Below are 22604 nucleotides of genomic sequence, written 5' to 3'. Positions count from 1 at the left end.
TTAGCTATTGATTCTCTTTTGAATTTCATCTAAAATAAAAAGATAATCCGATTGATTGTTTACAAAATCTCTATTGGTTACATCAATAATAAGAACATTCAATTCGGTTTGCGAATTCAAATAAGCCAAATACGCACTATTGATTTTTTCCAAATATTCAACCGAAATTCCCTGCTCGTAATCTCTGCCTCTTTTCTTTATGTTTACCAATAATTGTTCAGGATGTTGTAACAAATAAACATACAAATCTGGCTTAGGCATTTCTTTATAAACAATATCAAAAAGACTTTTATACAATTGATATTCAGCCCCTTCCAAAGTTACTTTTGCGAAAATCAACGATTTAAAAACATGATAATCGGCTACTAAAAAATCTTTCTTCAAATCCAACGAAGCCAAATCTTCTGAAATTTGCTGGTAACGATCGACCAAAAAAGAAAGTTCTAACGGAAAAGCATAACGCTGCTGATCTTTGTAAAACTTAGCCAAAAAAGAATTCTCAGCAAAACGCTCTAATAAAGTTTTTGTATTAAAATCGGCTGCGATTTTGGTTGCCAATGTGGTTTTTCCTGCCCCAATATTTCCTTCAAAAGCGATATAATGTGTTTTATCAAAAGAGTTCTTTTGCAACGGATTTTCTAAATCAGCCACAGCAACACAAATGCCTTCATCAGGACAGCTTTCAATTAACTCCAAAATATTTTTTTGTAAAACAGGATGCGTCCAATTAATTTTTAAATCCTGAAAAGGAAGCAATACAAACTTTCGATCTTGCATCAATGGGTGTGGAACAGAGAGCGTTTCGGTATCAATAATTTCCTCATCAAAAGCAATCATGTCAATATCAATAATCCGGGATTGATAACCACTGGCATTTTGCCTAATACGTCCTAATTTTTGCTCTACATCCAAGGCTTTCAAGAGCACTTGTTGAGCAGAATGATAGGTATGCAAAACCAGTGAACAATTATAAAAAGCATCACTATCAAAACCCCAGGCTGCGGTTTCATAAACCCGGGAAACCTGAATTACCGTTCCTATTTCCTGATGAATTAATGCGACACATTGCTTAATTGCCTCTAAACGTTCGCCTTGATTACTCCCAATGGATAAAATAACCTGATGTTGTGCTCTCATATTAAGCACAAATTAACTAAAGAATTTTAGAAATAGCAATATATTTGCACAAAGTGTCCGCATTCCAATTCGAAAAACAATCAAAAATCCGGATATTTTTACCTCCAAATTCAAAGAATATATTATGAAGTTTTTAAGCAATGTTATCGCTACGGTTGTAGGTTTATTTGTGTTTCTAATGCTGTTTTTTTTCGGAATCGTTTTTATCGGTGCAATTTTTGGCGGGGAAACAGAAGGAGAAGCTCTTAAAACCAATTCGGTAATCGAATTAAATCTTGAAGATGTAAAATATGATTATGCCGGCAAATACAAAGATCCCTGGATGAGTTTTTTTTCGGAAGAAAAAAACATTGGGTTTTCGGATGTAATTAACGCTATTGATGTGGCTTCGATAGACGACAACATCAAAGGAATTTCTATTTTAAACAACAATTCCCAATTAGGAATGGCACAGAGTAAAGAGTTGAGAAATGCTTTAGAAAACTTCAAAAAATCTGGAAAATTTGTCATGGCTTACGCCAATAGCTATTCGCAAAAAGAATATTATTTAAACTCCGTAGCCAATTCTATTTATTTGAATCCTGTGGGAGAAATGGACTTCAAAGGATTATCTTCTGAAATTATGTTTTTCAAAGATTTACAGGAAAAAACAGGTGTAAAAATGGAAGTCCTTAGACATGGAAAATACAAAAGTGCCGTAGAACCTTTCTTAGAAAATAAAATGAGTGATGCCAACAGAGAACAAACCACGGCATTGCTACAATCCATTTGGAATTCCGTTTGTGCTGACATTTCGAAAAGCAGAAAAATTTCAACTGCCAAATTAAACGAAATTGCCAATGGTTTACTGGCTCGAACTCCTGAAATGGCAAAACAGCAAAAACTTATAGACCAGATTGCTTATGAAGACGTTTATCACAATGATATTAAAAAAGCACTAAAAGTTAGCCCTGATAAGGACTACAACAAAATTTCGATAAACGATTATACTAATAAAATGATTACGACTTCTATTGTCTCTGAAAGTGATGATAAAATAGCTGTTATTTATGCTCAAGGCGAAATTCAAAGCGGTGAAGGTGATGTAAATACTATTGGTGAAGGTTCTATGCGTCGCTCATTGCAGGAAGCCCGAAAAGACAAAAAAGTAAAAGCAATTGTACTAAGAATTGATAGTCCCGGAGGAAATGCACTGACTTCCGATTTGATTTGGAGAGAAGTAGAATTGACTAAAAAAATAAAACCTGTGGTGGTTTCAATGGGTAATTATGCCGCTTCAGGAGGTTATTATATTGCCTGTAATGCCAATACGATTTTTGCCGAAAGCAATACTATTACAGGTTCTATAGGTGTTTTTGGTATTTTACCCAACTTTAATCAGCTGACAAAAAAAATAGGCATCAATATCGAACAGGTAAAAACACATCAAAATGCGGCCAATTATAGTCCCTTTGTTCCAATGGACGAAAATTTCAAAACCGTTACACTCGAAAGCATTGAACACATCTATAAAACCTTTGTAAGTCACGTTGCCCAGGGCCGAAAAATGAATTTTGCCACTGTAGATTCTATTGCTCAGGGAAGAGTCTGGTCAGGGGCCGAAGCACTTAAAATTGGTCTTGTCGATAAAATTGGCGGATTAAATGCCGCAATTGTAGAAGCAGCCCGTTTATCAAAAACTTCAAACTACACTACTCAGAATTATCCCGAATACGAAAAAGATCTTGACGATGTATTTGCTAAACTCCCTTTTGGCAGCTCAAAACAAAACATCATAAAAGAGGAAATCGGCATCGAAAATTACCAGCTCTTACAGCAAGTAAAGAAATTCCAATCCCGAAAAGGAATCCAGGCCATGATGCCATTTGAAATTTCGATTTATTAAAAAACAATTAACCGTTTAAGTCATTCTTAAACGGTTTTTTTATCCCGCATTGCCCGGTAAAAATTGTAAGATATTGTGAAAATATTATAAACTACTTATCAGCTAATGCTTTATTTTTGTAGTAGAACATCTTTATTAAGACAAAATCCGTCGCCATGTTAAAAAAAACAATGATAATTATAGGAAGCTTCATCCTCTTAGTTGCAGGATCATTATTTGCAATACCTTATTTTTTTAAGGATCAGATAAAAGCTAAAATTATTGACGCTATCAACCAAAAAGTGGATGCCAAAGTCAGTTTTGCCGATGCCGATTTGAGTTTATTTAAAAACTTTCCTAATGCTAATGTTACCATCGAAAAATTAGCTATCATCAACAAAGCTCCATTTGAAGGCGACACTTTAGTTGCATTAGGCGAACTGAATTTAAAAATGTCAATCAAAGAACTTTTTAAAGGCGATAATGAACCTATAAATATTGACGGAATTAGTTCTAAAAACGGTTTAATCAATATTATTTTCAATAAAGATGGGATTGGGAATTATGACATTGCCATAAAAGATGATAAAACTTCCACTGATGAGTCTAAAAGCAAACCGCTTGCTCTCAATATCCAGAATTATAAACTGGAAAATTTTCAGTTTCGATATTTTGATGAAAGTTCGAAAATAAAAATGCTTATCGACAGCCTGAATCACGAAGGAACCGGAGATTTTGCGGCTTCCAAATTAGATTTGGACACCAAATCAACAGCCAAAATAAGTCTGGACATGGACAAGGTCAATTACATGAACCATGTTGCTTTGACTCTAGACGCCGTTTTAGGAATTGATTTAGAAAAAAGCAAATACACTTTCAAAGAAAACAAGGCTTTAATCAATCAATTGCCATTAGAATTTGACGGTTTTATCCAATTAGTCGATGCGGGTCAGGAATACGACTTGAAATTTAAAACACCTACTTCTTCCTTTAAAAACTTCTTAGGTGTTATTCCAGCGGCTTATGCAGCCAGTTTAGACAATGTGAAAACCACAGGAGATTTTACCGTAGCCGGTTTTGCCAAAGGATTGTATTCGGACACCACAGTACCTAAATTCAACATCGAAATCGCTTCTAATAACGCTTCTTTCCAATATCCTAACTTGCCAAAATCAGTACAAAATATTATCATAGACACTAAAATCATCAATCAAACGGGAATCTTAAACGATACCTATGTCAACTTAGACAAGCTTTCTTTCCGCATTGATCAGGATGTTTTTAATGCAAAGGCCAATATCAAAAACATCACCCAAAACGCCATTGTTGATGCTGCATTAAAAGGAACAATCAACTTAGGAAACTTATCGAAAGCCTACCCTATCAAATTAGAAAAACCGCTAAGTGGAATTCTAAAAGCCGATGTGACTACCAAATTTGACATGCAATCGGTAGAAAAAAGTCAGTACCAAAACATTAATAATGCCGGTACAATGAGCTTATCTGGCTTTAAATATACTGACGAAAACGGCAAATCGATGAATATTAGCAACGCTGCCATTGTATTTAACCCATCTAGAGTGAACTTAAAACAATTTAATGCTTCAACTGGTAAAAGCGACTTAAGTGTTACGGGGGTTTTAGAAAATTTCTATGGTTTTATATTTAAAAATCAAAACCTGCAAGGAAATTTTAACCTGACTTCAAATCAATTAGCTGTTAATGATTTTGTGACTTCTGAAGAAAAACCAAAAGCAGTAACAACAAATACAACAACCGACAATGCAAAAGCGAAAAAGACAGAAGCCATGAAAATCCCCGCTTTCCTGGATTGTACGCTTACCGCAAAAGCCAATACGGTATTGTATGATAATTTAACACTGAAAAATGTTTCCGGAAAATTAACCGTTAAAGACGAAAAACTAACGATGGAAAATATCAAAACAAACATTTTTGGCGGTTCTATCGGATTAAATGGTGCGGTTTCTACCAAAGAAAAAACACCAACATTCGATATGAATTTAGGTTTAACTCAAGTAGATATTGCACAGTCTTTTACCCAACTGGACATGCTTAAAAAACTGGCTCCTATTGCCGGAATTGTTAACGGTAAAATTAACTCTACCATTAAATTAAATGGAAATTTGGATGCAAACGAACTCACTCCCGACTTAAAAACCATCACAGGAGATTTATTGGGGCAATTTCTTTCTACAACTATCAATTCCAGTAATTCAACTCTGTTGACAGCTCTGACTTCAAACATCAAGTTCTTAGACATGAGTAAAATCAATTTGAACGATTTGAAAGCCGCAATTTCATTTAAAGACGGAAAAGTAAGTGTAAAACCTTTCAATATAAAATACCAGGATATTCAGGCAACCATTGGCGGAACTCATGGTTTTGACCAAAGCATGAATTACAACATCAAATTCAATGTTCCGGCAAAATACCTGGGAACAGAAGCCAATACGTTAATTTCAAAATTATCTGCTGCCGATGCACAAAAACTGGAAAACATCCCTGTCAATGCAATTCTAACAGGTAGTTTTTCGAAACCTAAAATTTCAACCGATTTAAAAACTGCGGCTACGAATCTAACCAATCAGTTGATTCAGCAACAAAAAACGAAACTAGTTAACAAAGGAACCTCAGCCCTAACTGACATTATCAATAAAAACAAAAAAGCAGGAGATACCACTAAAACAACTATTCCTGCCACCAAAGCGGAAGTGCAAACTAAGGCTAAAGAGGAAGTCAAAGCAAAGGCTACTGACTTATTAAACAATCTCTTCAACAAAAAGAAAAAAGTAGTCGATACTACAAAAACGAATTAGTAATACTCTTTTTTTTAACGAACAAGCCGTCTCAAAGTACTATTTTGAGACGGCTTGTTTACTTTTATCTAACACAAAGCAGAGGTAAAAACCACTACTGTCAACTAAAACATAACAGATTTTAAAACGGATAACCCGAAACAAAGTTTGCAAATTGAAAACTTTTAATTACCTTTGTTAAATGAAAATCCTTGTAAAGAAAACGATTTTATTTTATATCAAAAAGTATCCAATCGCAGCCACACAATTGCTCATTTGGTATAATGAATTTTCAAAACTGGAATTTAACAACTTCAACGAACTCAAAAAAGTTTATGGAAATGCAAGTGTTGTAAATAATAATCGGGTAGTTTTCAATATCAAAGGAAATGATTTTCGCTTGGTTATTTCAGTTAATTTTCTACAAAGCGCATGTTATGTAATTTGGTTTGGAACACACAAAGAATATGACAAAATAAATGTAGAAACAATTGCATTTGACACAGCAATCCTAACAGACAAAAAGATTTAATTATGAACTGGAAAGTATTAAAAACAGAAGACGATTACAACAGGGCTTCAATACGAATGATGGAAATATTCAACGCAGAACCCAACACTGCTGAAAGTGACGAATTGGACTTATTGATTGTTTTGATAAAAGATTATGATGAAAAACATTATCAATTGCCAGAACTCGATGCTTTAGAAGTGATTAAATATAAAATGGAGGAAATGGGAATAAAAGCAAAAGATCTTGAGCCAATTATAGGAAGTAAAGGTCATGTTTCAGCCATTCTTTCAGGAAAAAGGGAAATTACTTTAAAAATGGCCCAGAAACTAAAAAACTATTTCAGCATTCCTGCAGAAGTATTTCTACACAATGCGAGTTAATATGACTTTAATTTTTTAAACAAACAAGCCGTTTCAAAATAAAATTTGAAACGGCTTGTTTGTTTTTATCAAAAGAAAGAATCCTTAATAAAAATCTTTTTAAACCTCAATACTCACCACATAACCCTCCGAACCACGAACATTAAAAACAGTTCCGTCTTCAAATAACAAATATTGTCCTTTTATCCCAGTTAATTTCCCTTCAAAATTAGGCGTTTTATCTAAGCTCAAACTTTTAACTTTAGAAGGATATTGCAAAACAGGATAATCCATTTGGTACAAATCATTTTTATTCGAATAAAAATATTCCTGAACTTCAGCCGGAATTAAATCCTCCAATTTCAATCGTTCGGCAACTAAATCAACTGCTTCAATATCATTGGTTAACATTTTGCGCCAATTGGTTTTATCAGCATAATGATTCTTTAAAGCCACCTCGGTAATTCCAGCCAAATAACGATTAGGAACTTCTACAATGGCAATCGCTTCGTTTGCTCCTTGATCAATCCATCGCGTAGGAACTTGTGTTTTTCTTGTCACACCCACTTTTATCTCACTAGACAAAGCCAAATAAACAATATGAGGTTGCAATTGCACCTTTTCTTCATAAGCCAAGTCGCGGTCTTCAATCCCTAAATGCGCCGTACTCAACTCGGGTTTCATAATCCAATCACCCACAGCGGCACTGGAATAAAAGCAATCGTAACAAAAACCCTGACGGAATATTTTTTTCTTTTTACCACAATTCAAACATTGGAAACCAACAAAATTAATGGCAATATTTTTATCTAATAGTTGGTTTACATTCAAAAAACTACTCTCAAAAACCAAGTAGTATTGAATCGGGTTTCCGTATTCGGTTTCCATTTTAGTAAGTACTCCTTCGTATTGCATTAAGATTAGTTTTTTTAAGTTTGCTATTTCGTAAATTTTCCTATTTTTGGTAAAGTTATTACTCCTAAGCTAAATTTCATAACCCAATTTTTTAAAAATGCCAACACAGCTTATCAATTCATTCGCCTCTTGGGTTTTAAAACAACGAATCCATCAGATTGAACTTTTCCTGAAATACCCTAATGAGGTTCAGGAAGAATTACTTATGAATTTGATTTCCTCGGCAAAAAATACGATTTTAGGTAAAAAATACGATTATGCTTCGATTAATTCCTATGCTACTTTTGCAGAAAGAATTCCGATTGCTACTTACGAAGAATTACAACCTTTAATAGAGAGAACACGTCAGGGAGAACAGAATGTTTTTTGGGAATCACCTATCAAATGGTTTGCAAAATCAAGCGGAACTACCAATGCCAAGAGCAAATTTATCCCTGTAAGCAACGAAGCTCTCGAAGATTGCCATTACAAAGGCAGTAAGGATTTATTGTGCCTATACCTGAGCAACAATGAAAACTCTGAACTTTTTACAGGCAAGAGTTTACGCCTGGGAGGAAGCTCTCAAATCTATGAAGATAACAATAGTTTTTTTGGGGATTTATCAGCAATATTGATTGAAAACATGCCTATTTGGGCAGAATTTAGCAGTACTCCCAGCAATCGAATTTCGTTAATGAGCGAATGGGAATCTAAAATGGCTGCCATTATCAACGAAACCAAAAAAGAAAATGTAACCAGTTTTGCCGGTGTGCCTTCGTGGATGTTAGTTTTGATGAACAAAATGCTAGAAGAAACGGGCAAAGGGAATTTGTTCGAAATTTGGCCTAACCTCGAAGTGTATTTCCACGGAGGTGTAAGTTTCAATCCTTATCGCGAACAATACCAAAACTTACTCCCTAAAAAAGAATTTAAATATTACGAAATATATAATGCATCCGAAGGCTTTTTTGCCATCCAGGATTTAAATAATTCCAGTGATTTATTGCTAATGCTGGATTACGGAATTTTCTACGAATTTATTCCAATGGATACTTTTGGAACGTTAAAACAAAAAACTATCCGTCTGGCCGATGTGGAATTGAATAAAAACTATGCTGTTGTGATTACTACTAATTCGGGTTTATTCCGCTATTTAGTAGGCGACACGGTTCGTTTTACTTCTCTAAATCCATTCCGAATCAGAGTTACCGGAAGAACCAAGCATCACATCAACGTTTTTGGTGAAGAATTAATGGTCGAAAACACCGATCAGGCCCTAGCCAAAGCTTGCCAAATCACTCATGCCGAAATAGTTGATTATACCGTTGCTCCAATTTTCATGAAAGAAAAAGAAAAAGGAGCACACGAATGGATGATTGAATTCAAGAAAAAACCGGCTGATATGGCTGTTTTTCAAAAAGCCTTGGACGAAACTTTACAAAGCCTAAATTCTGATTACGAAGCCAAACGTTACAACAACATGACACTAAATCCTTTGGTAATTAATGTGGCCAGAGAAAATTTATTTTACGATTGGCTAAAAGACAATAACAAATTAGGAGGTCAACATAAAATCCCGAGATTATCTAATGAAAGAGATTACCTGGAACAGTTAAAGAACATGCAGGAAAAAGTGATTTTATAAAAAAACCTTAACTCATTGAATTAAGGTTTTTAACTATATATTTTACAAAAAGAATTTATTCTTCCAATATTTTCTTCAAATTAGCTAAATTTTGAGTTTGGGCATCTGTTATAAATTTCTTTCCTATAATAGACATTAAATTCATCGGGTAAGTGGCATGACCATAAAATTCATTGGTAACTTTAGTTTGATTTCCCGAAACGGTTTCTACAAAAGTAGCTGCTTTAGCTTCCCCTTTCATTGGTCTTTCAAAATGTAAATCGACATCAATTCTGCCATCAGTAATTTTTGCAATTTGCTGTGAGCCTTCGCCCACATTATCATCTTTACTATTCCAAGCTGCTTTAAATCCTTGGGTACCGTCAACACCGGTATAAGTCATTACAACATTAGGATCCTGCATCACCCAAACACTATATTCCTCCTGATTTTTAATTAGTTTCACATAATCAAAAACCACTGCTTTGGGTTGGTTTATAATTGTCGAAACGGAAACCGTAAAATCCTTTGGAATAAACAAAGCCACTATTAAAAGTAAAACGATGAAAGCTAAAATTCCAAATACTATTTTTTTAATGATTCTCATGCTTATTGTTTTTCGTTTTTATCAAAATTCACCATCCAATTGATTCCAAATTTATCGGTAAACATTCCAAAATAAGCACCCCAAAAAGTATCAGCCATCGGCATATAAGCATTTCCTCCATCTGAAAGTCCGTTGAAAATTCGATCGGCTTCCTGCTTATTTTCTACATTAATCGAAATTGAAACATTCCCTCCAAAAACAACATCACCACTGACTGAATTACTGTCACTTCCCATCAAAACAGCCTGACCAATTGGTAAACAAACGTGCATGATTCGGTTTCCTTCTTCTTCGGATAATTCAGGAGTATTATCGCCCGCAGGCATATCTTTAAACCTTCCGATATATGGAAATTCCCCTCCAAAAACGGATTTGTAAAACAAAAAAGCTGCTTCGCAATTGCCATTAAAAATTAAATACGGATTAATTGTTGTCATGATTCCAATTTTAAATTATGATTATTCCTCTGAAAGTTCTTTTATTATCATTAATGCCTTTAAAAACGTGGTGTTAAAATAGTCAACATATTTATCGACCGTATCCACCGTAGCTTTTAGAACCGTTATCCCGTCACTGCTTGTCAATCGATAGCTTTCTGTTGCCCCAACCCATTCCTGATTTGCTGCATCAACAGGCAAAACTTCAAAATTTTTCATCATACTCAAATGCTTGAAAGCCATATATTCATTTTCAATTTTTTCCTCTATAACACTGTACATTCCTTCACCATTTGGTGTAAGAAACTGAATAATACTTCCTTCAGTCCAATCGCTTATAGCATAAGTTCCTTCACAAAAAACAGTAGCCCATTTTCTATAACTCGCATCTTCCCACAAAACTGACCATACTTTTTCTCTGGGAGCCTGAATTTCAACCTTAAAAGTTAATGTTTCCATATTCAATTATATTTAAGACAATTTACTATAATCCATATACAAAACTCCCCAACGATGTCCATCTAAATCAGCAAAACCACAGCCGTACATCCAACCCTGACTTAAAGCCGGTTTTGAAAAAACGATTCCTCCAGCTTCCTCAACTTTATAGGCAATTGCATCTACTTCTTCCCAACTTTCAGCATCTATTGAAATCAACACTTCTGAACTTTGCTGGGTATCAGTTACTTTATTTTTTATAAAATCCTGAAACATCGTTTCTTCAAAAAGCATGATTACAAAATTATTTTCCCCTACTAACAAACAAGTTGAATATTCCGTATCGTGTTGCTCATTAAAAGAAAAACCAAGTTTAGAAAAAAACAGCTTCGATTGCTTAATATCTTTTACCGGAAGATTAAGCCATATTTGTTTTGCCATCGTTATTGAATTTAACTCAAATTATTTTCAACATATTTTTTAAAATTATCTAAAATAGCCTGCCAACCCTGATGCTGTAATTCCTCTGAATTTACGGATTCCGGTTCAAAATATTCCCTGACTTCAAACCCATCTTCCAGCTCCTCAAAAACGATAATTACCACTCTTCCGTCCTCGATAGTATAAGCGATTAATTTTTTATCTAAGATAGCGGAATAAGTTCCAACAAAATCAAAACTCATTGTCCCGTCTTTTGAAGCCATAGTCGATTTAAATCTACCACCTACTTTCAAATCATTCTCTGCAAAAGGTGTGTGCCAGTCTTCAGAAGCCATATTCCACTGGATAATATGCTCCGGCAATGTCCATAGATCCCAAATCTTATCTATGGAAGCTTGAATTTTTGTTTGAACTGTTATCATTGTTTTCTATTTTGAGTTCGTATTATAAAAATACGATTTTAAATTTAACGGAATAAAAAAAACCTTAGTTCAAATTTGAACTAAGGTTTTGAAAATGTTATATTTATGTTGTTTAGATATTGTCCATCATATCAATATGACGATCATGGTAACCTAAAAGATACAAAACTCCGTCAAGTCCCAGACTAGAAATAGAAGTGGCTGCACTTTCTTTTACTGTAGGTTTCGCATGAAAAGCAATTCCTAATCCCGCTAAATTAATCATTGGCAAATCGTTTGCTCCATCACCCACAGCAATGGTTTGGTTGATATGAATACCTTCTTTTTCAGCAATAGCCTGTAAAAATTCAGCTTTCTTTTGACCATCAACAATTTCACCAATATAATTACCTGTCAGCTTACCATCTTTAATTTCCAATTCGTTGGCGTGCACATAATCAATACCTAATTCTTTTTGCAAATAATGACCGAAATAAGTAAATCCTCCCGACAAAATAGCGGTTTTATAACCGTAGTATTTCAAGGCTTTCATCAATCGATGTGCTCCTTTTGTTATTGGCAAATTGATGGCCACATTATGCAATACATCTTCACTTAAACCTTCTAACAAAGCCATGCGTTTCTTAAAGCTTTCGCTAAAATCAATCTCACCATTCATCGCCGATTCAGTAATAGCTTTCACTTGTTCACCCACACCGGCTAATTCAGCCAATTCGTCAATTACTTCGGTTTGAATCAAGGTAGAATCCATATCAAAACACACCAAACGTCTGTTTCTTCTGTAGATATTATCTTCCTGGAAAGAAATATCAACATCTAAGGTTCTTGAAATTTCCATAAAACTTGCCGCCATAGCACTCTTATCAACAATTTCTCCCGAAACGGATAATTGCACGCAGGAACGAGGATAAATTTCTGTTTCTACAACCGAAGTTCTTCCTGTTAATCTTTTTATCGAATCAATATTTAGATTTTGATCGGACATTATTTTAGTCACCGCAGCCAGTTGTGCCGCAGCCAATGTTTCACCTAAAATATTAATAATGTAACGTTGCTTAGACTGTGCTTTTACCCAACTTTCGTAATCTGCAATTGTAATTGGGATAAACTTTACTTTGATTCCCAATTCATAGGCTTTAAACAACAAGTCTTTTAAAACCGGCGCTGAAGAAGAACCTGCTTCGATTTCGAACAAAATTCCTAAAGAAAGTGTATCATGAATATCGGCTTGTCCAATGTCTAAAACAATGGCATTATAGGTTGCCAAAACTGATGTTAAACCAGCAGTTACCCCTGGTTTATCCTGACCAGAAACTTTTAATAAAATAATCTCTTTATCCTCAATTGCCATTTTTAGTCTGTATTGATTTTAGAAGCGACAAAAATCGACAATATATTGCGTATAAAAAAGCAGATTTTATGTTTTTTACAAAGAGTTAATTTTAAAGAAATAATCCGCATAAAAAAACCCGTCTCGTTCTAAAAAACGAGACGGGTTTGAAATTTTATAAATCAAAAAAATTAAGAAGCAATCTCTAAACGCTTCAATAAATTTTTATTCAAAGTTTCCTTAGCATAATCTACATCAATTTCTAATATTTTATCATCAGAACTTGGTAATTCATACATCGCATCGGTTAAGATAGCCTCGCAAAGCGAACGCAATCCACGAGCTCCTAATTTGTATTCCAATGCTTTATCCACAATAAAATCCAAAGCTTCATTAGTGATAGTGAATTCCACATCATCCATTAAGAATAACTTTTGGTATTGCTTGATTAAAGCATTTTTAGGCTGTGTTAAAATAGAACGCAATGTTTCTCTATCCAAAGGATCCATGTGCGTTAACACCGGTAAACGGCCAATTATTTCCGGAATCAATCCAAAATCTTTGATGTCTTTTGGAATGATGTATTGCAAAAGATTTTCCTTATCAATATTGTCTTCATTTTTTGACGTAGAATAACCCACAGCCTGACGGTTCAAACGTTTAGAGATAATACGTTCTACTCCATCAAAAGCACCACCGGCAATAAACAAAATGTTTTGGGTGTTTACTTCCACAAATTTTTGGTCTGGGTGTTTACGTCCTCCTTTTGGCGGTACGTTTACAACCGTTCCTTCTAATAATTTCAACAATGCCTGTTGCACTCCTTCACCCGATACGTCACGAGTGATTGATGGATTGTCGCTCTTACGAGCAATTTTATCAATCTCGTCAATAAACACGATTCCGCGTTCAGCCTTAGCCACATCATAATCAGCAGCCTGTAAAAGACGTGTCAAAATAGTTTCCACATCTTCCCCTACATAACCAGCCTCAGTTAAAACTGTTGCATCCACGATAGCCAAAGGAACATCTAACATTTTAGCAATGGTTTTTGCTACTAATGTTTTTCCAGTTCCTGTTTGTCCCACCATGATGATGTTACTTTTTTCAATCTCTACCTCATCGTCCAATTGCTGTTGCATTAAACGTTTGTAGTGATTGTAAACCGCCACCGACATTACTTTTTTAGTCTGGTCTTGTCCGATTACATATTGATCCAGGAAAGCTCTAATTTCTTTTGGTTTTTGCAAAATCAAATCACCAACTAATTTTGAACTTCCGCTTGATTTCAATTCTTCCAGAACAATTCCGTGAGCTTGTTCGATACATCTGTCGCAAATGTGCGCATTAATTCCAGCAATCAATAAATTGGTTTCTGGCTTTTTCCTTCCACAAAACGAACATTCTAATACTTCTTTTGCCATCTTTTTAAGTTAGAAGAGAGAAGTTAGAAGTTGGAAGTTAGGTTTTTTTCCCAGCTTCCAGCTTCTAACTTCCATCTAAATTATCTTTTTAAAACCTCATCAATCATTCCGTACTGTTTTGCTTCTTCTGCAATCATCCAGTAGTCACGCTCTGAATCGGCATATACTTTATCGAATTCTTGTCCTGAATGGTGAGATATAATTCGGTATAACTCATCTTTCAGTTTCAACATTTCGCGTAAGTTGATTTCCATATCCGAAGCAACTCCTTGCGCTCCTCCTGATGGTTGGTGAATCATTACTCTTGAATGTGGTAAAGCCGAACGTTTTCCTGCTGCACCTGCACATAACAATACTGCTCCCATAGAAGCTGCCATTCCTGTACAAATTGTTGCTACATCAGGTTTGATGTATTGCATGGTGTCATAAATTCCTAATCCTGCGTAAACACTTCCTCCCGGAGAGTTCAAATAAATCTGAATATCCTTAGAAGCATCAGCACTTTCTAAGAAAAGTAATTGTGCCTGAACGATGTTTGCAATTTGGTCATCAATTCCTGTTCCCAGGAAAATGATTCTATCCATCATCAGCCTTGAGAAAACATCTAGTTGCGAAATATTCAACTGACGTTCTTCAATAATATATGGAGTCATATTAGTAGGATTCATTGCCGCAACGATTTTATCGTAGTACATGGCATTTACTCCTTGGTGCTTTGTAGCAAACTTTTTAAATTCTTTACCGTAGTTCATATTTATTTGTTCTAAGTTTTACGTTATATCTCGTTCTGTTGTACTTGTACAAAGGTTATACCTCTTTACAAATAATGCCATTATGTCTTGTTTTTTAGCCCAGATAACAGCGAAAAGCTTTTTGAAATCCGTTTTTTAGTTTTTTTATTCTTGTAAAGCGACCGAAGGAAGCTCTTTCAAGAATTTTAAAAAACTGAAACGGATGAAAAAACTTGTAGCGTATAGCTGTATTTTGCTCCTGAAACAATTAAAAACAAAAGAGCGTCAAAAAAACTTCTGACGCTCAAATATAACTATTTTTTTAACTTTTGGCTAATGCCTACAGCTATTCCCGAAATTATTTATTCTCCGTAAGAAGCAGCAATAAATTCTTCGTAAGTCACTTCTTTAGTTGTTGGGTTTGCTTTTTCTTTGAACAATTCCAATAATTTTTCAGCAACTACCTGATCAGAAAGTCTTTTTACTTCGTCTTGGTTAGACAAAACTCTAGCTACAATTCCTTGAACTTCTTCGTCAGTAGGATTTGTTTGCCCGAATTGAGCCATTTGAACTCTGATGTTTTTAGCAGTGAATTCTTTTAAGTCTTCAAAAGTGATTTTGATATCATTTTGAGCCAAAGCTTTTCCTTCGATTAATTGGAAACGCAATCCTTTTTCAGAACGTGCATATTCTACTTCAGCTTCTTCTGGAGATAATTTTTTCTCACCTACAGTTTGCAACCATTTTTTAAGGAATTCAGCTGGCAAATCGAATTTTGTGTTTTCGATTAAAAACTCAGTAACATCACCTAATAATTTTTGATCCGCTTGTTGAGCAAATTGAGATTCAGCATCTTCTTTGATTTTTGATTTCAAATCTTCCAATGAAGCTACTTTTCCTTCTCCAAACAATTTGTCGAATAACTCTTGATTCAATTCAGCTGGCTCAGAAACACTAATAGCCTCGATAACGAAATCTACATCAATTGCTAAACCGTGAACGTTATCATGACCTACTTTTAAGTAATCCATCAATTGGTGATCGTCTTCAAATAAACCGCTAGTGTTTACAGTAACAACATCACCCACTTTTTTACCGATGAATTTATCAGCAGTAGCTTTGTCTTTGAAAATATCTAATGAAATAGTAGTTGTGTTACCAATTCCTTCAGCCTCGTTAGTAAAAATTCCTTTGATGTCAGAAGTAGCTTCAACAACTTCCTGAGGAATTGCAGTACCAAATTGTTTTTGGATACGAGCTACCTGACCATCGATTAATTTATCATCAGCAGTAACTACATATTTTACGATATCGTTTTTAGCATCTAAGTCTAATTCGAAGTTTGGCACTAAACCAATTTCGAATTCAAAAGTCAATTCTTCAGCAGACCAATCTAATTCTTCGTTTACTTTAGCAAGTGGAGTTCCAAGAAGATTTAATCTTTCAGATTGAATATAACGCTCTAAAGCCAAGTCAACAACTTTCTTAACCTCTTCTTGTTTAATTGCTTTTCCGTATTGTTTTTCAACTAAGTCTTTAGGCACAGCCCCTTTTCTAAATCCTTTTACTTGCGCCAAAGGCATTTTTTCGTTGATTCTTTTGGCTACTTGTCCTTTGTAATCCATGTGTACCACAGTCATTACAATGGTTTCAGTTACAGCATCAATTGCTACTCTTTTAATATCCATCTTCTTCTTTAATTTACATAATAAAATTGGCTGGCAAAATTATAAAATTTTCGCAAGCCAACCAAGCTTTTTATTCCGAACCTTCGGGATTGAATTTAAGGCAGTTATTTATTAAAAAACTGGATAACAGAAAAAGTAATTACTAAAATGATTTTATCTAATTATACCTAAATAAAAAAGTAACACCTGCTTAAAAAAAAGTAAGAATATTTTTTATATTTGAAAAAATGTTAACTAATTTCATTCAAAACAATCAAAAGAAATCATGAAACAATCTTTTTTATTATTATTCTTTTTTTTAAGCCAAATTGGGATTTCACAAACCACAAAAACAAATTACACTAATTTAAATAAATTATTGGCAGAAGGAGAGAAAGCGTATTCCGAGAATAATTTTGCTTTAGCTAAAGAAATTTACACCAAAGTAACTGACTCCGTTTCATGGAATCATGAATATTTATACAATCTTGCTGCAGTTGAATTAAAATTAGGAGAAACAGATAATGCTTGTGAGCATTTCTATAAAATATATTCGTTAAACGACATGAGAGTTGTTAAGTATCTTGCTGAATATTGCCCTAACTACAGAGGCGAAAATAAATACTCCATTGAAGAAGTAGAAGAAAAACCCAAATTTATATACAAAGACAAAGAATATCCATTAATCAAGAACAATAATTTAAATCCTGTATATCTTTCAGCTATTAACAAAGCCTTTAACAAATCGAAAATCTTAAAAGAAAAAGCTAGAGGAAGAAACGTTCTTTCAATTAGCATAAACAAACACAATGAATTTAACACTGGCAACATATTTAAACCCGCATCCAGTAAGGAAGATTATGACCTTGTAACAACAGAAATAATGTCAATTCTGAAAAACACTGTTACTTATATCGCTGCAAAACAGAATGGTCATAATGTCGATTTATGGAACAAATGGGATTTTCTTATTTCTGTTTTTTAAGTTATAATTTATATTCACTCAAAACAAAAAACATGAACAAAATCATCCTATCACTCTTGCTTACTTTTAGCATCAATTGTTTTTCCCAAACGCAGGCTGAAATAAATCAAAAAGCCTATGATATTTACGATAAAGCAGACAAAAACCTAAACACAGTCTATCAACAAATTTTAATCAAATACAAGTCAGACAAACTGTTTGTGGAGAATTTAAAAAAATCACAACGCATTTGGATCACTTTTCGAGATGCCGAGATGGATATGAAATACCCCAACTATCCGAACTACTATTACGGGAGCATTCAGCCTACTTGTAGAGCAATCTATTTAACTGAATTGACTGAAAGCCGAATAAAAAATCTAACAATCTGGCTCAACGGAATAGAAGAAGGAGACGTCTGCTCAGGTTCTGTAAAAACGAATTAAATGCTTTTTTGAACCGTCACTAAATCCCCCACAGCAACATTTCCTTGTTGTTGCGTAATTATATTTTGACCAAACAACACCTTATTCCCTACTTTCTTGTATTTCGACAAAGTATATAAAGGCTCTTTGCCTGCAAAAGCACCTAATTCAGGATTAACCGTAGTCATAATACAGCGACTACAGGGTTTTACACCATAAAATGGAAGATTGCCAATTGTAAATTCCCTCCATGTTTCCTCTTGATAAGCTTTGCCACCGCTAAAAACAAAATTAGGCCGGAAACAACGAATGGGAACAGGATTTTTTAATCTCGAATTCAAATCGTCCAAGGAAGACTGCCCAATCAATAAAAACGGAAATCCATCTGAAAAAGCCGTTTCATTATCGGCACTCACTGCATAATCAGGATCTACTTTTCGGTGACTTTCCTCAGGCATATACACCAATTGAGCCTCAAAACCCAATCGTTCAGAAAACCAAATATTAGCTTCAGTACTCACTTCATAGACTGCTACTTCATCCTCCCAAATTTGGACTTTAACTTTGCTTTTTTGCTCCAAATAATCCATAGCTACACTAACTTTTAAGGCTTCGGATTGCTTTCCTTTATGGCTAATTTTCAAAAATTCAGCATCAATTTCAGGCTGAAAAAGAGCCAATTCAGGATGTTCCCTTTGGGTTAGAAACAATCCGTTTTTATCCACCAGCAACCAACGACGGTCATTCTCCAAACCACGAACAGTAACTCTAGCTTCTTTTAAGGCAATTCCGCCCAATGATTTTACAGGATAAATCCAGATTTCTGAAAGTTGCAACATTTTATTTTTTTTCAAAAATAATAAAAAACTATAAAGGTCTAAAACCTATAAAACCATTAAGGTAGTTAAGAAAATTAAGCAAAAACTTAATGAACCTTAACTACCTTAATGGTTTAATTTTATTCTCTAAATATTTACTTTTAGCCAAAGACCTGTCTGCCGACAGACAGGTTACTCAGATTATCACAGATCATTTTAAAAAAAACTTTGTAAACTTTGTGAAAACTTCTTCCCCCGATAACTATCGGGATTATGGTTAAAACACTATTTAATTTCTTTAATCATTCCTCCACATTCGAGCATTTCGGAACCATAATACGGATTCTTGATTACTTTGAATTCGCTTATCCAATAGCCGCTTTTCCCCTCATCGTACATCGGACAATAATCCTGATATAATTTCTGTTTACTTCCAAAAGTAGCAATCAGACTCGTTATATTTTTGCTTAAAACAGCAAAACACAATCTTTGCTGGTCTATTTTTCCTGAATTCGAAACAATTAAAGCCGCTTGTTTTTTGGCTTCCTCAGTAGTTTTAGAATACTTATCTTTTAATTCCGCTGCTATTTTATCGGTTTTAGTAGCTTCAACTGCTTTAGAAAAATCTGCTGCTACTTTAGCTGCTTCGGCTGAATTGTCACTAGCCAAAGCATTTTTAATTTTCAAATAACCATTAATGATTGCCTCAGTAGAAACAGATGCTTTCACGGCATCACTAACTGTCGTAATTTCTTCAACAGCTTCAGTTTCCTGTTCTTTTGCTGTTTCTACTTCTGTTTTTTCTGTTTGCTCCTCTTGCTTTTTTTGATTACAAGCCATCAACAACATGGTCAAAACCATCGATGAAAGAATTATTTTTCTCATTTTTAAAATTTTATACTATTTAAAACTAATTGGTTACATTAAAAAAAGTGTATTCTAATTTTAACAAAATACTATTGGTACTAATGCGCTCCATATCGCTATATATTTGTCGTCTGTATGCCAAGTCTATTCGAGCCTGACTATTGATAATAAACTGAACCGAAGGTACAACATCCAGATAAGATTTCCCATTTTGGTTCAACCGCTGACCTAAAAATTCCAACATTGCGTTGATATTGGTCTGCTTAAAATTAATATATTTTTTAGGATACATCAATTGACCAATCGAAAAAGTATAATTCAAAGCACTATTACTAAAGGCATCCGGAAAATCATAATCCTGATTATTCAAAGCTCTTTCGTAACTTATTGAAGTACTCAAAGCTGTTTTATTAATCAATTGAGTCGCCACAGCTCCAATTTCATAACCTGAATTCATCCCCATAGTTTCTATATCTTCCTGATGAATACCGGCATTACTTGTACTTATCCTGCCGTAAGCCGCTAATCTAAAATGACTATGAAGATCATCAACCGAGAAAAAACGATATTTAGCATATAAACTTCCTCCCTCTAACTTTAAATTCCCTTCTTTGTTACTCAAAAAAGCCGAAGCATGAATCATCCAATCCTTATTCACCCCCCACATCAACTCGGGCATATTGTGGTAATTATAACCATCGGTTTTTTTGAAAGCAAAAAGACTCATATCTCTAACACCTATGGAACCTGTAGGCATGTTACTGGCCGGTTCGGTCATGACAAATAATTCCTGCGCATTAATGTGAAACGACAACAAACACAACATTACAATTGCTAAATATCTCATTTAAATTATTTTTACAAAATACGTTTCTTCCTCAGTCCCATCAGTCAAATATTTCGACAACATTTTAGCCGATTGTTTGTACTCTTTTTTAGTTACATAGCCGCTGTTTAATACTTTTAGCCTAAGTGTTCCATTAGTTATTTTTTCTTTGGCTTCTACAAAAACATAAGTCCCACTTTCATTTTTAAAGCTTGCATTATCTTTTATTTGTATGGTATCAACATCCAGTGTTAAAACCATTGAACCCACAAAAAATCCCGCTTTTTCAACACTCATCCTTAATGCCTGCGGTGTAATCCCACTATTTTTTTTCAAAGAAATCATAAAAGTATTGGCATTCAAATCGATAATTACTTTTTCTACTTCGGGCATTGCCTTAAGTTGTTTATTAATTGCATTAGAACACATTGAACAGGTTAAACCTGTAGCAATAATTTCGGCTTTCGAAATTTGGGAAAATGAATTCATAACACTAAACAGCATTACAAACACAAGTAATAGCTTTTTTATATTATCTTTTTTCATCATTTTTTAATTTTAAAAATTATAATTTACTACAGTCTTTAGTACTTTAAAAACAACACAAAGACTGTAGTAATAAAAAAACTAGTGTTTGTGTTCTTCTCTTTCAGTAGTTCTTCCTGTTGGCTTTCTATCGTATTGACAGCAAGTGTGCAATTTTTTATACTGCTCTTCAGTAGCCGAAAACTTCTCACTATCATAACCGGCTTTAGCAATTCGGCTCAAAATTTCATCTGAATTTGTTTTAGTAGAATCATAAGTCAGCGTTGCCATTTTAGAATTGACATCCCATTCTACAACTGCTACTTTTTTAAGACTTCCAGCTGTTTCAATTTTCTTTTTGCACATTTCACAGTTACCGGATATTTTTACAGTTTCTGTTTTTTTATTTTTAACTTGTGCACTAACACTTATTGATAGCAACACTACAGCTGCTATCATTATTTTTTTTAATGATTTCATGATTTTATATTTTTTTTAATTGAATGAAGTTAACCAATAACAACAGCATAGCTACAACAAACTATTGCTTATTATTTCAATCAACAGAAAGATTGTATTGTAAAGTATTTACTTTGAATTTGATACACCAATGGCTATCAACAAAGGATTTTAGCCTATTTTAGGTATCAACCAAAGGCTAACATATCCAGCAGAAGGAAAGGATACGGAGTGAGAGAAATTTTGTTTTTTTTCTGAAAAATGAAATGTTGCTTTTGGAATTTCATATTGAATCTCAGCAGCAATCCCAATGTTTACAGGAGAAACACTACACATGGATTGTCCGCATTTTCCGGAACAACCTTTGTCTTTGGTTTCTTTAGAATTTGATTTTTTACTGCAGCAATCTTTCATTTTTGTTTTGGAAGACATTTCCATTTTGCAGGAATGCTTGCCTGAACCTGATCCACAAGCATAGCTAGCACCTGGCATCAAAAAGAAACCAAGTAACATAAATACTATGATGTAAATCTTATTCATTTTTAAATCTTTATCAAGAACAAAATTAATGATTTTTACTCAGCCAAAAGTAAAATCAATTTGTTTTATGATTATTTTATAAATTACTTATCTCCCACAAAAAGATTCACAATAGATTGCGAAACAGACAATATGATACTAAAAAGTAAGGCTGTAAAAAAATTATCGACATCAAAACCGCCTACAATATTATCACAGAGAATAATTATCAAACCATTGATGACTAATAAAAACAATCCTAACGTAAAAAAAGTAATAGGCAACGTAAACAAAACCAAAATAGGCTTAATAAAAATGTTAAGCAAACCTAAAACAACCGCAACAAAAAGTGCTGTTGTAAAACTTGCCACATGAACCCCGGTCATAAAATGAGAGATTATCAATACCAAGATTGAAGTAGTCAGAACTCTAATAATTAATTTCATTTACTTTATATTTATTCTTCAAAAATACTACTATTTTAAATTATAGCAAT

25 protein-coding genes are annotated in these 22604 nt (G+C 34.0%); 7 read left to right on the top strand and 18 right to left on the bottom strand.

Annotated features, from left to right (window positions below; genetic code table 11):
* Positions 1-1137, bottom strand: coding sequence for a 2-amino-4-hydroxy-6-hydroxymethyldihydropteridine diphosphokinase (gene folK, locus BIW12_RS09055; protein ID WP_071184825.1), 1137 nt, complete (start codon positions 1135-1137; stop codon positions 1-3).
* 124 nt (positions 1138-1261) lie between these two features.
* Between folK and sppA the strand changes: the two genes are divergently transcribed.
* From sppA to BIW12_RS09035, 4 genes are all read left to right on the top strand, one after another.
* Positions 1262-3022, top strand: coding sequence for a signal peptide peptidase SppA (sppA, locus tag BIW12_RS09050; RefSeq protein WP_071184824.1), 1761 nt, complete (start codon positions 1262-1264; stop codon positions 3020-3022).
* A 155-nt stretch (positions 3023-3177) separates the two neighbouring features.
* Entirely contained in the window at positions 3178-5838 is a 2661-nt protein-coding gene (locus BIW12_RS09045) for an AsmA family protein (protein WP_071184823.1), read from the top strand.
* Between the two features lie 181 nt (positions 5839-6019).
* Positions 6020-6349, top strand: coding sequence for a type II toxin-antitoxin system HigB family toxin (locus tag BIW12_RS09040; protein ID WP_071184822.1), 330 nt, complete (start codon positions 6020-6022; stop codon positions 6347-6349).
* 2 nt (positions 6350-6351) lie between these two features.
* A complete protein-coding gene (locus BIW12_RS09035) occupies positions 6352-6711 on the top strand; it encodes a helix-turn-helix domain-containing protein (protein ID WP_071184821.1) in 360 nt (119 codons plus the stop codon).
* A 99-nt stretch (positions 6712-6810) separates the two neighbouring features.
* On the opposite strand, the gene BIW12_RS09030 is transcribed toward BIW12_RS09035, so the two are convergent.
* Positions 6811-7605, bottom strand: coding sequence for a DUF2797 domain-containing protein (locus BIW12_RS09030; protein ID WP_071184820.1), 795 nt, complete (start codon positions 7603-7605; stop codon positions 6811-6813).
* A gap of 97 nt (positions 7606-7702) precedes the next feature.
* On the opposite strand from BIW12_RS09030, the gene BIW12_RS09025 reads away from it, so the two are divergent.
* The gene (locus BIW12_RS09025; protein ID WP_071184819.1) at positions 7703-9229 is read left to right on the top strand and encodes a GH3 auxin-responsive promoter family protein; all 1527 of its coding nucleotides are present in this window, start codon (positions 7703-7705) and stop codon (positions 9227-9229) included.
* A gap of 55 nt (positions 9230-9284) precedes the next feature.
* On the opposite strand, the gene BIW12_RS09020 is transcribed toward BIW12_RS09025, so the two are convergent.
* The 9 genes from BIW12_RS09020 to BIW12_RS08980 form a co-directional block, all read right to left on the bottom strand.
* On the bottom strand, positions 9285-9815 hold the full coding sequence (locus tag BIW12_RS09020; RefSeq protein ID WP_071184818.1) for an SRPBCC family protein: 531 nt from the start codon (positions 9813-9815) through the stop codon (positions 9285-9287).
* A gap of 2 nt (positions 9816-9817) precedes the next feature.
* Positions 9818-10252 (bottom strand): VOC family protein, encoded by a 435-nt coding sequence (locus BIW12_RS09015; RefSeq protein WP_071184817.1) that lies wholly within the window; start codon positions 10250-10252, stop codon positions 9818-9820.
* Positions 10253-10273: 21 nt separating this feature from the next.
* Entirely contained in the window at positions 10274-10711 is a 438-nt protein-coding gene (locus tag BIW12_RS09010) for an SRPBCC family protein (protein WP_071186268.1), read from the bottom strand.
* A gap of 12 nt (positions 10712-10723) precedes the next feature.
* Positions 10724-11131 carry a VOC family protein gene (locus BIW12_RS09005; RefSeq protein WP_071184816.1) on the bottom strand — a complete coding sequence of 136 codons (408 nt, stop codon included), beginning with the start codon at positions 11129-11131 and terminating at the stop codon, positions 10724-10726.
* Positions 11132-11142: 11 nt separating this feature from the next.
* The gene (locus BIW12_RS09000) at positions 11143-11553 is read right to left on the bottom strand and encodes an SRPBCC domain-containing protein (RefSeq protein ID WP_071184815.1); all 411 of its coding nucleotides are present in this window, start codon (positions 11551-11553) and stop codon (positions 11143-11145) included.
* Positions 11554-11665: 112 nt separating this feature from the next.
* On the bottom strand, positions 11666-12904 hold the full coding sequence (serB, locus tag BIW12_RS08995) for a phosphoserine phosphatase SerB (protein WP_071184814.1): 1239 nt from the start codon (positions 12902-12904) through the stop codon (positions 11666-11668).
* Positions 12905-13074: 170 nt separating this feature from the next.
* Complete coding sequence (gene clpX / locus BIW12_RS08990; protein WP_071184813.1) at positions 13075-14307, bottom strand: ATP-dependent Clp protease ATP-binding subunit ClpX; 1233 nt, start codon at positions 14305-14307, stop codon at positions 13075-13077.
* Positions 14308-14387: 80 nt separating this feature from the next.
* Positions 14388-15059 carry an ATP-dependent Clp endopeptidase proteolytic subunit ClpP gene (clpP, locus tag BIW12_RS08985; protein ID WP_071184812.1) on the bottom strand — a complete coding sequence of 224 codons (672 nt, stop codon included), beginning with the start codon at positions 15057-15059 and terminating at the stop codon, positions 14388-14390.
* A 341-nt stretch (positions 15060-15400) separates the two neighbouring features.
* Positions 15401-16726, bottom strand: coding sequence for a trigger factor (locus tag BIW12_RS08980; protein WP_071184811.1), 1326 nt, complete (start codon positions 16724-16726; stop codon positions 15401-15403).
* A 265-nt stretch (positions 16727-16991) separates the two neighbouring features.
* Between BIW12_RS08980 and BIW12_RS08975 the strand changes: the two genes are divergently transcribed.
* On the top strand, positions 16992-17690 hold the full coding sequence (locus tag BIW12_RS08975) for a hypothetical protein (RefSeq protein ID WP_071184810.1): 699 nt from the start codon (positions 16992-16994) through the stop codon (positions 17688-17690).
* Positions 17691-17722: 32 nt separating this feature from the next.
* A complete protein-coding gene (locus tag BIW12_RS08970; RefSeq protein ID WP_071186267.1) occupies positions 17723-18115 on the top strand; it encodes a lysozyme inhibitor LprI family protein in 393 nt (130 codons plus the stop codon).
* On the opposite strand, the gene BIW12_RS08965 is transcribed toward BIW12_RS08970, so the two are convergent.
* The 7 genes from BIW12_RS08965 to BIW12_RS08935 all read right to left on the bottom strand — a co-directional run bounded on the left by BIW12_RS08965 (position 18112) and on the right by BIW12_RS08935 (position 22554).
* Positions 18112-18933 (bottom strand): MOSC domain-containing protein, encoded by an 822-nt coding sequence (locus tag BIW12_RS08965; protein ID WP_083382088.1) that lies wholly within the window; start codon positions 18931-18933, stop codon positions 18112-18114. The genes BIW12_RS08970 and BIW12_RS08965 overlap by 4 nt on opposite strands.
* Before the next feature lie 264 nt (positions 18934-19197).
* Positions 19198-19797, bottom strand: a complete 600-nt coding sequence (locus BIW12_RS08960; protein ID WP_071184809.1) for a DUF3347 domain-containing protein — start codon at positions 19795-19797, stop codon at positions 19198-19200.
* Positions 19798-19822: 25 nt separating this feature from the next.
* Positions 19823-20626, bottom strand: a complete 804-nt coding sequence (locus BIW12_RS08955) for a hypothetical protein (protein WP_071184808.1) — start codon at positions 20624-20626, stop codon at positions 19823-19825.
* A complete protein-coding gene (locus BIW12_RS08950) occupies positions 20627-21154 on the bottom strand; it encodes a heavy-metal-associated domain-containing protein (RefSeq protein ID WP_071184807.1) in 528 nt (175 codons plus the stop codon).
* Positions 21155-21232: 78 nt separating this feature from the next.
* Positions 21233-21610, bottom strand: coding sequence for a heavy-metal-associated domain-containing protein (locus BIW12_RS08945; RefSeq protein WP_071184806.1), 378 nt, complete (start codon positions 21608-21610; stop codon positions 21233-21235).
* A gap of 150 nt (positions 21611-21760) precedes the next feature.
* A complete protein-coding gene (locus BIW12_RS08940; RefSeq protein ID WP_071184805.1) occupies positions 21761-22129 on the bottom strand; it encodes a hypothetical protein in 369 nt (122 codons plus the stop codon).
* 83 nt (positions 22130-22212) lie between these two features.
* Positions 22213-22554 (bottom strand): phage holin family protein, encoded by a 342-nt coding sequence (locus tag BIW12_RS08935; protein WP_071184804.1) that lies wholly within the window; start codon positions 22552-22554, stop codon positions 22213-22215.
* Between the last annotated feature and the right edge of the window lie 50 nt (positions 22555-22604).

The sequence above is a fragment of the Flavobacterium commune genome (genome assembly GCF_001857965.1).
In the GTDB taxonomy this organism is placed as follows: domain Bacteria; phylum Bacteroidota; class Bacteroidia; order Flavobacteriales; family Flavobacteriaceae; genus Flavobacterium; species Flavobacterium commune.
This window is presented reverse-complemented; position numbering and strand designations above follow the sequence as displayed.